At 67.6% G+C, this 12,499-nt stretch carries 11 protein-coding genes; 5 read left to right on the top strand and 6 right to left on the bottom strand.

Annotated elements, in window-relative coordinates:
* Window positions 1-106 precede the first annotated feature (106 nt).
* The 3 genes from ACUDP5_RS23465 to mobA are packed head-to-tail and all read left to right on the top strand — an operon-like array spanning window position 107 to window position 2,911.
* The gene (locus ACUDP5_RS23465) at window positions 107-1,177 is read left to right on the top strand and encodes a substrate-binding domain-containing protein (RefSeq protein ID WP_025137290.1); all 1,071 of its coding nucleotides are present in this window, start codon (window positions 107-109) and stop codon (window positions 1,175-1,177) included.
* Between the two features lie 23 nt (window positions 1,178-1,200).
* Window positions 1,201-2,295, top strand: coding sequence for a GTP 3',8-cyclase MoaA (moaA, locus tag ACUDP5_RS23460; RefSeq protein ID WP_263911272.1), 1,095 nt, complete (start codon window positions 1,201-1,203; stop codon window positions 2,293-2,295).
* Window positions 2,288-2,911 carry a molybdenum cofactor guanylyltransferase MobA gene (gene mobA, locus ACUDP5_RS23455; RefSeq protein ID WP_445657317.1) on the top strand — a complete coding sequence of 208 codons (624 nt, stop codon included), beginning with the start codon at window positions 2,288-2,290 and terminating at the stop codon, window positions 2,909-2,911. Before moaA ends, mobA begins: the two co-directional genes overlap by 8 nt.
* Here mobA and ACUDP5_RS23450 read toward each other — a convergent pair.
* The 5 genes from ACUDP5_RS23450 to moaC are packed head-to-tail and all read right to left on the bottom strand — an operon-like array spanning window position 2,896 to window position 5,832.
* The gene (locus tag ACUDP5_RS23450; protein WP_445657316.1) at window positions 2,896-4,101 is read right to left on the bottom strand and encodes a molybdopterin molybdotransferase MoeA; all 1,206 of its coding nucleotides are present in this window, start codon (window positions 4,099-4,101) and stop codon (window positions 2,896-2,898) included. The genes mobA and ACUDP5_RS23450 overlap by 16 nt on opposite strands.
* Before the next feature lie 4 nt (window positions 4,102-4,105).
* Window positions 4,106-4,627 carry a molybdenum cofactor biosynthesis protein B gene (gene moaB, locus ACUDP5_RS23445; protein ID WP_263911276.1) on the bottom strand — a complete coding sequence of 174 codons (522 nt, stop codon included), beginning with the start codon at window positions 4,625-4,627 and terminating at the stop codon, window positions 4,106-4,108.
* Entirely contained in the window at window positions 4,624-5,106 is a 483-nt protein-coding gene (locus tag ACUDP5_RS23440) for a molybdenum cofactor biosynthesis protein MoaE (RefSeq protein WP_263911277.1), read from the bottom strand. Before ACUDP5_RS23440 ends, moaB begins: the two co-directional genes overlap by 4 nt.
* 5 nt (window positions 5,107-5,111) lie before the next feature.
* Entirely contained in the window at window positions 5,112-5,363 is a 252-nt protein-coding gene (locus ACUDP5_RS23435) for a MoaD/ThiS family protein (protein WP_263911278.1), read from the bottom strand.
* The gene (gene moaC, locus ACUDP5_RS23430) at window positions 5,344-5,832 is read right to left on the bottom strand and encodes a cyclic pyranopterin monophosphate synthase MoaC (RefSeq protein WP_263911279.1); all 489 of its coding nucleotides are present in this window, start codon (window positions 5,830-5,832) and stop codon (window positions 5,344-5,346) included. Before moaC ends, ACUDP5_RS23435 begins: the two co-directional genes overlap by 20 nt.
* Before the next feature lie 241 nt (window positions 5,833-6,073).
* Between moaC and ACUDP5_RS23425 the strand changes: the two genes are divergently transcribed.
* Together ACUDP5_RS23425 and ACUDP5_RS23420 are read left to right on the top strand one after the other, a co-directional pair.
* Entirely contained in the window at window positions 6,074-9,820 is a 3,747-nt protein-coding gene (locus tag ACUDP5_RS23425) for a DUF748 domain-containing protein (RefSeq protein ID WP_445657315.1), read from the top strand.
* A gap of 74 nt (window positions 9,821-9,894) precedes the next feature.
* Window positions 9,895-10,779, top strand: coding sequence for a dienelactone hydrolase family protein (locus ACUDP5_RS23420; RefSeq protein ID WP_445659207.1), 885 nt, complete (start codon window positions 9,895-9,897; stop codon window positions 10,777-10,779).
* A gap of 584 nt (window positions 10,780-11,363) precedes the next feature.
* Here ACUDP5_RS23420 and ACUDP5_RS23415 read toward each other — a convergent pair.
* On the bottom strand, window positions 11,364-12,350 hold the full coding sequence (locus ACUDP5_RS23415) for an IS110 family transposase (protein ID WP_263915835.1): 987 nt from the start codon (window positions 12,348-12,350) through the stop codon (window positions 11,364-11,366).
* Window positions 12,351-12,499 lie beyond the last annotated feature (149 nt).

Genomic DNA, 12,499 nt, shown 5'->3' with positions numbered 1-12,499 from the left:
GGGCGTCGGCGGCACTTAATATGTTTGAAAAAACATATTAAATGCCCATGCGCCGCGTTATTTGTGTACTCTAAACGGGTAATTGGACCCGTTCAATAAGAAATAAATGACATATAAGATCGGCCTGCGGCCCCAATGGACCCTGGGCGGAGACGACGCGGCGCCGGTGCCCTTGCAGGACATGCTGGCGCTCCTGGCCGCCATCGACGCCACCGGCAACATCGCCGGCGCCTGCCGCGCCTGCGGGTTGTCGTACCGCCACGCCTGGGGCGTGCTGCGCCGTTTCGAAGGCATCTTCGGCACCCAGCTTTTGATCACCAACCGGCGCCAGGGCACGCAGCTGTCGCCCTTCGCGCAGCGCCTGCTGTGGGCCAACCGCCGCATCGAGGCGCGCCTGATGCCCACGCTGGACAGCATGGCGTCCGAACTGCAGGAAGAGCTGGCGCGGCTCCTGCCCGAAAACGGCCCCCACCTGCGGCTGCACGCCAGCCATGGCTTTGCCGTGGAATCGCTGATGGAACACATGGGCACGCGCAAACCGGGGCTGGAACTGCGCTACCGCACGGCCATCGAGGCCCTGGCCTCGCTGGAACGCCACGAATGCGACCTGGCCGGCTTCCAGGTGCCGCTGGGCGACTTCGAAGCGCCCATCATGGAGCGCTACGCCCAGTGGCTGCACGCCGACGAATACCTGCTGATCCACCTGGCGGTGCGCAACACGGGCCTGTTCGTCATTGCCGGCAACCCCAAGCGCATCCGCGGCATGGCTGACCTGGCGCGCCAGGACGTGCGCTTCGTCAACCGCCAGATCGGCTCCAGCACGCGCTATCTGGTGGGCCTGATGCTGCAACGCGCCGGCGTGTCGATCAGCGAGGTGCAGGGCTACGAAACCAACGAATTCACCCACATGGCCATTGCCGCGCACATTGCCAGCGGCATGGCCGACACCGGCGTGGGCGTGGAAACGGCCGCCTGCCGCTTCGGCCTGGATTTCATCCCGCTGGTGCGCGAGCGCTATTTCTTCGCCATCCGCAAGACCTCGCTCGATACGCCCGCCATGCAGGACCTGCTGACCCTCATGCGCAGCCCCGACTACGTCGGCTATGTCGGCCAGCTGGTCGGCTACGACGCCAGCCACACCGGCCAACTGCAAACCCTGGACGAGGCCTTTGCCTGAGCGCACCGGGCTATGATGATTCCATGAGCAAAGTGATCCTTCTTGCTGACCGTCGCAACGACCTGCCGGCCCCAGTCGCGCCCCCCGCGCCGGGCCAGCCGGCGCTCGATCTGCGCGCGCGGCCGCTGCGCGACCTGCGCATCTCGGTCACCGACCGCTGCAACTTCCGCTGCACCTACTGCATGCCGCGCGAGGTCTTCGATGCCGACTACACCTTCATGCGGCATTCCGACCTGCTGTCGTTCGAGGAAATCGCGCGCCTGGCCGGCGTGTTCACTCGCCTGGGCGTCGAAAAGATCCGCCTGACCGGCGGCGAACCCCTGCTGCGCAAGCACCTGGAAAACCTGGTGGGCCTCTTGGCCGACGTGCGCACGCCCGCCGGCCAGCCGCTGGAACTGACCCTGACCACCAACGGCAGCGTGCTCGAACGCAAGGCCGCCGACCTGAAGGCCGCGGGCCTGACCCGTGTCACCGTCAGCCTGGACGCGCTGGACGCCGCCATGTTCCAGGACATGAGCGACAGCGGCTTCACCCCCGACGACGTGCTGCGCGGCATCGAGGCCGCCGCCCGCGCGGGCCTGGCCCCCGTGAAGGTCAACATGGTGGTCCGGCGCGGCCTGAACGACGCGCAGATCCTGCCCATGGCCGAACGCTTCCGCCACAGCGGCCACATCCTGCGCTTCATCGAATACATGGACGTCGGCAACACCAACGGCTGGAACCTCACCGAGGTTGTGCCCAGCCAGGAAGTGCTGGCACGCATCGGCGCGATCCATCCCCTGGCGCCCGTGGCCGCCGACGATATGGGCCGTGTGGCCGAACGGTGGCGTTACCTGGATGGCGGCGGCGAGATCGGCGTCATCTCCAGCGTTTCGCACGCCTTCTGTGGCGGCTGTACGCGCGCGCGCCTGTCGCCGGAAGGCAAGCTGTTCCTGTGCCTGTTCGCGCACCAGGGCTACGACCTGCGCGCGCCGCTGCGCGATGGCGCCAGCGACGACGAACTGGCCGCCATCCTCACGGGCATCTGGGCCGGCCGTGGCGACAACTATTCCGAACAGCGCGGCCGCCATATGGCCGACCCGGCCCGCAAAGTCGAAATGAGCTACATCGGTGGCTGATCCCGTTCCCCATGTCGATCCGCAACGCGTTGCCGGCCTGATCCTGGCCGGCGGGCAGGGCTCGCGCATGGATGGCCGCGACAAAGGCCTGGCGCTGCTGGGCGGCGAGCCGCTGGTGGCGCACGTGGCGCGGCGCCTGGCGCCGCAGGTCGGCACGTTGATCATCAGCGCCAACCGCAACGCCGACGTCTACGCCCGTTACGGACAGGTCGTTGCCGACGACACCGCCGCGCTGGGCGCCTGGCAAGGGCCCTTGGCGGGTCTTGCCGCCGGGCTGGATATCGCTGCGGCCTGCGATTGGCTGGTGGCCGTGCCGTGCGATACGCCTTTTCTGCCGGGCGATCTGGCCAGCCGCCTGATCGCCGCGGCGCACGCGGCCGGCGCGCCGCTGGCCTACGCGGTGGCTGGCGGCCGGCGCCATCCGGCCTGCATGGCCGTGCGCCCGGCGTTGTTGCCGGCGTTGCGCGATTACCTGGCCAGCGGTGAACGCAAGGTCGGCCTGTGGCAGTCGCAGGCGCGCGGCGTGGCCGCTGCCTTCGACGATGCCGACGGCGCGTTCACGAACCTGAATACGCCCGACGATCTGGCTTCGGCCGAACGTTACGCCAGCCAGTGACGCAGGTCGTAGTAGGGCACGCGGTCGCGGTCCTGCACCTTCACATCGGCCGGCAGGCGCGCCAGCCCCGTGGCCCAAGGCAATGAACTGATCACGCCGGACCCTTGATGGCCGTAAGGCACGAGTTCGGCATTGCCGTCGTCGGCCGTGCGGCGCTGCACCCGCAGGAATTCCTCGCGCGCATCCTGGCGCGGATGCTCGGTGCGCAGCGGCAGCCGGCTGACCGGCGGGAACAGTTCCTCGCGGCCCTGCATGCGCCGCACCAGCGGCGACACCAGCAGCGTGAAGACGGCGTAGGCCGACACCGGATTGCCCGGCAGGCTCACCACCGGCTTGCCGTCGATCTGCGCCAGCGCCACCGGCTTGCCCGGCTTCATGCGCACCTTCCACAGCGACAATTCACCGCCCAGCGCGGCCAGGGCCGGCTTGACCAGATCGCGCTCGCCCACCGACACGCCGCCCACGCTCAGCACCAGGTCGCACTCGGCCAGCAGGGTCTTGAAGGCGGCCAGCAGCTCGGCCTCGGTATCGCGAGCGTGCAGCACCCGCGCCGGATCCGCGCCCATGCCGCGCACCAGCGCGGCCAGCATCGGGCCGTTGGAGTTGTAGATCTGCGCCGGCTCGCGCGCGCCGCCCGGCGGCACGAGTTCGTCGCCGGTGGTCAGGATGCCGACCTTCAGGCGGCCCACCACCGGCACGCTGGCCAGGCCCTGCGAGGCCAGCAGGGCAATGTGGGCTGCCTGCAGTTGCGTGCCGGCGGGCAGCAGCGGGGCGCCGGCCAGCGTGTCTTCGCCGCGCAGGCGGATGTGCTGGCCCAGGCGCGGCTCGCGCGTGATCTCGACCTGGTCATCGGCTTCGTGCGTGTCTTCCTGCATCACCACCGTGTCGGCGCCTTGCGGCACCAGGCTGCCCGTGAACAGGCGGATGGCATGACCGGGCTTGAGCGGTTCGGGCGTATCGCCGGCATAGCAGCGCTGCTGGATGGGCAGGCGCGCGCCGGGCTGCCAGTCGGCCAGGCGCACCGCGTAGCCGTCCATGGCGCTGTTGTCGGCCGGGGGAATGTCCACCGTGGCGTCCAGGTCGGCGGCCAGCACGCGCCCGGGGGCGTCGGCCAGGCTGGCATGCTCGCGGCGGGCGAGCGGGGCGGCCGCATTGGCCAACAGGGTCTGGGCTTGATCGAAATCCAGCATGGGGTCAGTGGTCTTGTTCGCGGTGTTGAAGATGCGTGGCGAAATTGCAGGGGCGATGGCTGTTGTCCAGCTGTTCGCGGATGATCTTGGTCCAGGCCGTTTCGCAGGCGTTGTTGGATCCCGGCAGGCAGAACAGCAGCGTCTGGTTGGCCGACCCGGCAAAGGCGCGCGACTGGATGGTCGAGCTGCCGATCTCGGCGTAGGACAACTGGCGGAACAGTTCGCCAAAGCCCGGGATCTCGCGATCCAGCAGGGGCTGGACGGCCTGGGGGACATGATCGCCGTGCGAAAAGCCGGTACCGCCGGTGGTCAGGATCACCTGCACCTCGGGATCGGCAATCCAGTCGCTGATGACGCGGCGGATCTGATAGAGGTTGTCCTTGACGATGTCGCGCCGTACGCATTGATGCCCGGCCTGTGCCAGGCTGTGCGCCAGCAGGTTGCCGGACGTGTCGTCGCCGGCGCTGCGGGTGTCGCTGATCGTCAGCACGGCGCAAGCCAGCGAGACGGGGGTGACGTCGTTCATGCGGTCTCCTTGGGGGGCGGGGTGTCGGCGTCCCAGGACTGCGTGCGGTCCTGGTCGGATTGGCGCTGCTCGACCCAGAAGCTGTCGCCGCCTGCCAGCGTTTCGCGCTTCCAGAAGGGCGCGCGGGTCTTGAGCGCGTCGATGATGAACTCGCAGCCGCGGAAGGCGTCGCCGCGGTGGGCGCTGGCCGCGGCCACGAACACGATCTGCGCGTTGCGGGCCAAGGCGCCCACCCGGTGCACGATCGCGGTGCCGTCCAGGTTCCAGCGCGCGCGCGCCGTGGCGGCTATGTCTTCGAGCTCGCGCTCGCACATGCCGGGGTAGTGTTCCAGGTAGAGCGTGTCGGTGGGAGTGTCCGGTGCGTAGTCGCGCACATAGCCCACGAACGTGACGATGCCGCCCACGCCCGGGCCGGCGCTGGCGCGCAGGGCCGCCGTCAGTGCGGCGGCGTCGAAGTCGGCTTCCTGCACGATGACCATGGCGCTCAGCCTCCCGTGACCGGTTCGAACACCGCCACCTCGTCGCCTGCGCGGATCGGCGCCGACGGCTTGGCGTGGGTCTGGTTGATGGCCAGCTTCAGCCGCGAGGCCGGTTCCAGCTGCGGATAGCGCGCCTCCAGCGCGGCCAGCAACTGCGCGCCGGTGGATTCGCCATCCAGCGTCCAGGCTTCGGTCCGCTTGCCGACCAGTTCGGCCACGCGGGCAAAGTACAGCAGATCAATCGTTGCGCCATTCACCGCTTTTTCCTCCCGCCTTGTACTTCAGGCGTACCTGTTCGATCACGATGCCCTTGTCCGCCGCCTTGCACATATCGTAGATGGTCAGGGCGGCCACGCTGCACGCCGTCATGGCTTCCATTTCGACGCCGGTCTTGTAGCTGGTGCGGCAGGTCGCCTGGATGTCGATGCGATGCGCGGCGTCGTCCAGCGAGAATTCCACCCCCACGAACGACAGCGGCAGGCTGTGGCACAGGGGAATCAGTTCGGCGCAGCGCTTGGCGGCCAGGATGGCGGCCACGCGCGCGGTGTTCAGGACCTCGCCTTTGCCGCGGCCCGGCTGTGTCAACAGGCCATAGGCCACCTCGTTCATGCGGACGCTGGCGGCGGCAACCGCCACGCGTTCGGTGTCCGTCTTGGCGATCACATCGACCATACGGACCTGGCCGGCTTCATCCAGGTGGCTCAAGGTGGGGGTGGGCGTGGACATGGGAATCGGGAGCGAAAATTGTTAATGATTGAAAAGCCCGGCCCCGGCAGGCCGTGGCGGGGCCATCGATACGCCTATGATAACGAGGGTTTATCGGCCCGGCCTTGCTGAAGAATAAAAGAACCCTATGTTTTCATGCCCCTGCGGGGGCATTTTGCTTTTCGGGACGGGCCGCAAAAAGCACCCCACATTTGCTCGAAGGACGCGATAATGGCCTTCAATTCGTATCAGGAGACGCGTAATGCCCTTGCGGATGCCCAAGTTCCGGTTCACCCGCCGCTTAGGCAAGATTCTCTTGGGCGTCGTGGCCGTGGCGCTGATCCTGTGCGGCGTTGCAGCATGGCAAGTCCCCAAGGTCCTGCATGACGTCCTGACCCAGGACGTGGCCAAGATGATCGGCCGCGACGTCTCCGTCGGCAAGATCAGCTTCAATCCCTTCACCCTGACCGTGCGCGCGCGCGATCTCGCCGTGGCCCAGCCCGGCTCGCAGACCCCGCTGTTCACCGCCGCCGAACTGGACGTCAGCGCCGCCTGGTCGTCGCTGTTCTGGTTCGCCCCCGTGGTCGACCGCTTCACCCTGCGCGCGCCCACCGTCTCGATCGTGCGCGAAGACGTCACCCGCTTCAATTTCTCCGACATCCAGCAGCGCGTGGCCGAGATGACGGCCGCCAAGCCCGAAGAGCCGCCCAAGCCCGACGAAGGCCCGCCGCGCTTCTCCCTGAACAACATGGTGATCGAAGGCGGCGTCGTCACGCTGGACGACAAGGTCACCGGCCGCAAACAGGTCATCGACGAACTGGCCGTGGGCGTGCCGTTCATTTCCACCTTCGGCTATGCCACCGACATCGACGTGCAGCCCCGGCTGCACCTGCGCATCAACGGCAGCCCGTTCGACCTGACCGGCGTCGCGCGGCCCTTCGACAAGGTCCCCTCGTCAACCTTGCGGGTGGCCTTCACCGGCCTGCAACTCGAGAAATGGGCCGACGTCTGGCCCATGCCGCTGCCCTTCAAGCTGGAACGCGCGCTGCTCGATTCCAACCTGCAGGTCGTGTTCGAACAACCCAAGGACGCCCCACCCAAGATCCGCGTCGTCGGCGACCTGGGCCTGCGGCAGTTCGACCTGCGCGACACGGCCGGCGAAAGCCTGGCCGCCTGGAGCGCCCTGACCGTCAGCCGCCTCGAACTCGAACCCATCGCCCGCCAGGTCTACGTCGGCGACGTCGGCCTGTGGGCCCCGCAGGTCTATGCCCGCCGCTACAGCAACCAGCACCTGAACTGGCAGGACGTGGTCGACAAGCTCAAGGCGCTTGGCGGCCCGGCCCCGGCGGCCAAGCCCGCCGCCGCCAAGCCCGGCGCGGCGAAAGGTGGCTCGTCCAAAGCCGAACCCGCGAAGACCGACGCCGCCAAGCTCGATGCCGCCAAGCAAGCCCCCGCCAAGGTAGCCGCGGCACCCGCCGACGCGGCACCGGCCGCCACTGCCGCAGAAGCCGGGAAGGGCGCCGCCCCCGCAGCCGCTACGCCCGCCGCCAGCGCCTCCGCCGCGCCGACCACCGCGGCGCCCGGCCAGGCAACGCCTGCCGCTGGTACGCCTGCCGCCACCGCAGCCTCTGGCAAGCCAGCAGCTGCACCGGGCGGCGTCCCTGCCGCGGCCACGGCATCTGCCCCCGCCGCAGGCGCCGTCCCCGCTCCCGACGGCACCCCGGCCGCCCCCGCCGCGCCCGCCGAATGGAAGGTCACGCTCGACGCCTTCAACATCCACGAAGGCGAGCTCTACGTCACCGACGCCATCAGCAAACTCGACTACGCCATGACTGGCCTGGCCGTCACCGTCGAAGGCGTGGCGCTGCCGCAGGTCAAGGACCAGCCCATCAACCTGTGGCTCACCGTCGACAACAGCACCGACGGCGGCTGGATTCGCGCCAAGGGCCCGCTCGTGCTCCAGCCCCTGTCGCTCGAACTGTCGGTCCGGCTGGGCAACGTCGCCCTGGCCCCGTTCGCCCCGGCCGTGCGCAGTCTTTCGCCCCTGCAACTGCTGGACGGCCGCCTTGGCCTGACCGCCCAGGTGCACGTCCTGGACAAGAACGGCGCCATCGACGCGTCCGCCACCGGCGTGCGCGCCGAACTGGCCCAATTCAAGGCCCGCGACGAAACCCTGAGCCCCGCGCTGGACATCGCGCTGCAAAAGCTTGCCGTCACCGCCGACCGCCTGGCCATGGGCCCCGGCCAAAGCAACTTCACCCTGGCCGCCGCCGGCATCCAGGGCGATGGCAAGCTCGACCTTAAGGGCGTCTTCACCCCGCAGCCGCTCACCGTCAAGACCTCCGTCGACCTGGCCGGCCTGAACGTTGCGTCCTTCGCGCCCTACGCCGCATCCAGCCTCAATGCCACCGTCCGCGCCATCACCCTGGCCGCCAAGGGCGACGCCGAATTCGCAGCCGCCGCCGGCAACGCCCCCATGAAGGCCGGCTGGAAAGGCGGCATCGACATCACCGACGTCGACCTGCAGGACCGCGTCAACAAAGACGACTTCCTGAACTGGAAACGCCTGGCCTTCTCGGGCATGAACATCTCGGTGGCCGGCGACAAGATCGGCGCCGCCCTGGGCGACATCGCGCTCGACGATTTCTACGGTCGCATCCTGCTCAACGCCCAGGGCCGCCTGAACGTCATGGACCTCGTCGCCGCGCCCGGCCAGGCCGGCGGCTCCATCACCCAGGACACCCAGACCCCCGGCCGCAACGCCGCGCCGTCCGCCGCCGCGGCGGCCGCCGCACCCAGCGCCAAGGGCGGCGGCATGCCCGACATCTCGCTCAACAGCGTCACCCTGTCACGCGGCCGCATGACCTTCACGGACCGCTTCGTCAAACCCAACTACGTCGCCGAGCTCTCCAGCATCGACGGTTCCATCACCGCCGTCTCGTCCACCAACCCGCAGCCCGCCAAGGTCAAGGTCACTGGCCGCGTCTACACCACCGCGCCGCTTTCCATCAGCGGCATCGTGCAGCCCTTCGCCAAGTTCCTGACGCTGGACCTGAAGGCCACTGCCAAGGGCGTCGACCTGCCGCGCTTCAACACCTATTCGGCCAAATACGTCGGCTACCCCATCAAGCGCGGCAAGCTCTCCGTCGACCTGGAATACAAGATCAAGGACCGCGCGCTGCTCGCCACCAACCACGTCGTGCTGAACCAGCTCACCTTCGGCGACAAGACCAACAGCCCCGACGCCACCAAGCTGCCCGTGCTGCTGGCCGTGGCCCTGCTCAAGGACTCGCGCGGCAACATCGACATCAACCTGCCCATCTCCGGCTCGCTGGACGATCCCGAATTCTCCGTCGGCGGCATCGTCGTGCGCGTGCTGCTCAACCTCGTCGTCAAAGCCGTCACCTCGCCCTTCAGCCTGCTCGCATCCGCCTTTGGCGGCGGCGAAGAACTGTCCTACGTCGAATTCGCCCCGGGCAGCGCCGCGCTCACCGAAGACTCGCTCCAGCGCATCGAAACCCTCACCAAGGCCCTGGCCGACCGCCCCGCGCTCAAGATGGACCTGAGCGGCCGCGCCGATCCCAAGACCGACATGGACGGCCTGCGCCAAGCCTGGGTCGACGCCAAGATCCGCGCCGCCAAGGCCCGCGACGTCGCCCCCCGCGGCAAAAAGCCCGACCCCGCCGGCGTCGAGGTATCCGGCGCCGAACGCACCAAATACCTTGAAAAGGTCTACGACGACACCGACATCAAGGACAAGCCCCGCAATTTCATCGGCATGGCCAAGTCCGTGCCGCCGGCAGAAATGGAGGAGATGCTGCGCAGCGTCGCCCAGGTCGGCGACGAACAGTTGCGCCAACTGGCCGACGCCCGCGCGCAAGCGGTCTATGAAAAGCTGCAAGCCCAGGAAGGACTCGCGGATCGCGTGTTCATCGTTGCCCCGCAACTGAACGCCGATGGCATCAAAGACGAGGGCCAGCCCTCGCGCGTGGACTTCTCCCTGAAGTAAACCCGACGGTCCGCCGCGACGCCCAGCCAAGACAGCGGGCGTCCGGCAGCCCGCCCTTTGCCCGGAGATTCATGATGAAAGACCAGGACGCCCACTTCGACAGCCTGCTGCCGCCCCTGCGACTGAACCGGCGAGGCTTCATCGCCACCACCGTCGCCGCCGGTTTCTCCCTGGCCGCCGGCCCCGCCGTCGCCCAGACCGCCATCCACACCGACGCCAACGGCCTCACCGCCGGCAAGGTCGACATCCCCACCCCCGACGGCAAGATGCCGGCCTACCGCGCCGCCCCCGCCGGCAAGAAAAACCTGCCCACCGTCCTGGTCATCTCCGAAATCTTCGGCGTCCACGAATACATCCAGGACGTCTGCCGCCGCCTGGCCCACCTGGGCTACCTGGCCATCGCCCCCGAGCTCTTCGCCCGCCAGGGCGACCCCTCCAAATACACCGAAATCCCCAAGCTGCAAGCCGAGATCATCAGCAAGGTCCCCGACAAACAGGTCCAGGCCGACCTCGACGCCACCACCGCCTGGGCCGCCGCCAACGGCGGCAGCGCCGACAAGCTCGGCATCGTCGGCTTCTGCTGGGGCGGCCGCCAGGTCTGGCTCTACGCCGCCCACAACCCCAAGCTCAAAGCCGGCGCCGCCTTCTACGGCCAATTGGGCGGCGAGCCCAGCGACCTCAAGCCCAAGTCCGTCCTGAGCCAGGTCAACGACCTCAAGGCCCCCGTCCTGGGCGCCTACGGCGGCAAGGACGCCGGCATCCCCCTGACCGACGTCGACAAGATGCGCATCGAACTCGCCAAGGGCCCCGCCGCCGCCAAGGCCTCGCGCATCGACGTCTACCCCGAAGCCCCGCACGCCTTCCACGCCGACTACCGGCCGAGTTACCGAAAGGCGGAGGCCGAACAGGCGTGGCAAAGAATGCTCGATTGGTTCAAGCAGAACGGACTGGGCGTGTAGATTGGTTTAATGCTTGGAGGTGTGCTTCGTAGGTCGCCCCTGGCGGCGGGGTTGCTCGGGGGGCGCGCCCACGATTGCGGTCCGGAGCCTTCGCTCCGGACTGCCCCTGCGTCATCCTCGTACGCCTTCGGCTCCCTACGGATTCCCTCGGGCGCATCGAGGTTGCGCCCCCCGAGCAACCCCGCCGCCAGGGGCTGGCAGTAGCGGCTGATGTGAGGCCGCCAGGCCGGAGGGGAGGGGCGAGGTTTGCGTCGCCCGCCGAAACCGGCTGCGCGGGCAGCCGGCCCCGGCTTACGCATCGTGCTGCGTCGTGACGCTGGCGCTTCGCGATTGCGGGGAAGTGTGCGCGAAGGTACTGTGGCCGCTCTGCAAGGCCGCGGCGAAGATCCACTCAGTCGGAAAGAAAGCCGGCCTTCAATACCGCGCTGATCCCATTAGCCTGCATAAAGACTGCGATCCATGAAGCCTGCCTCGTGTTTGAGCAGCGCCCAAACCCGAGACAACGGAGCCCGGAGCGTCGGGGGCAGGCGGTGGGCGGGGCGTGTAGATGCGCCCGACGGAATCCGTAGATACCGTCTTGGCCGTCAAGTAGAAAAAGCGTAATCAGGCCTGTAAGGCTGCCGCGTCTTGAGCACGCCGAAGCACAGATGCACCACTTTTCGCATGCAGGCGCCCAGGGCCGACATCTTGCTCTTGCCCGCGGCCAGCAGTCGTTGATACAACGCCCGCACATGGGGGTTGTGCTTGGACGCAACCACGCCAGCCATGTATGCCAACGCCCGTACGTCCGCAGGACCGGCCTTGGACATGCGGCTACGGCCGCGCAGCGACGTGCCAGACTGTCTCTGCACCGGCACCAAGCCCAGATACGCCGCCAGATCCTCTGCACACTTGAAGTGGTGGGTATGCATCACCCGCAGCATGGTTCTGGTCATTTTCGGCCCCACCCCGGGTATGGTCGCCAACAACCTGGCGTCTTCCTTCAAGTCAGGATGCCGGTCGATATGGTCGTCGATGGCCTTCTCCAGGCGAGCGATCTCCTTGCCGTAAAAGCTCAGCGTGTCGCTGATCGAACGTTCCACCAGCTCCGAGGGCGAGCTGGCCTCGATCTTCTCCTGGCGGTTCATCGTGCGCAGCCGATCCTTGGACAACGCTTCCAGTTGGGTAATCAAGGCACGCAGCTCGCGCACATGGGCCGGCGGGGGCTGCCAGGCGGGCGGCTTCATCGCCACGCCATAACGGGCCAACACCACGCTATCGAGTGCGTCGGTCTTGGACCGCATCGCCAACGCCCGACTGAAGTCGTGCACGTTGGCCGGGTTGGCCACCGACACCGTCAGCCCGCCATCATGCAGCGTCGTCGCGGCTTGCTCGTGATAGGGCCCTGTGGCTTCCAACACGGCGTGAACCTGGTCAGCCGCGGCGCCATGCTTGGCGCACCACCGGACTAGGTCGTGCACCCCGTCCCGGCTATTAGGGACAACCTTGCTTTTGCGCTTGTCATTCTCTGGATCCAGCAGCAACGTGCAGTCCAGCTTCAGCTTGGAGACATCAATACCCAGATAGATCATCGTCATACCCTCCATACAAAGAAAGTATGCCAACTGCGCCCACTTACCTTGTGCATGCAGGGTCAAGCCCTAGGCTACCGTCCAGTGTCCGCGATGGCGTCAGAGGTGAGAGACAGGGGTTTAGTCTTCAGAACAGGGTCAGGCACCTA

The organism is Achromobacter sp. NCFB-sbj8-Ac1-l (assembly GCF_052695805.1).
Note: the sequence above shows the minus strand (reverse complement) of the source record. Positions and strands in the feature narration are given on the sequence as shown.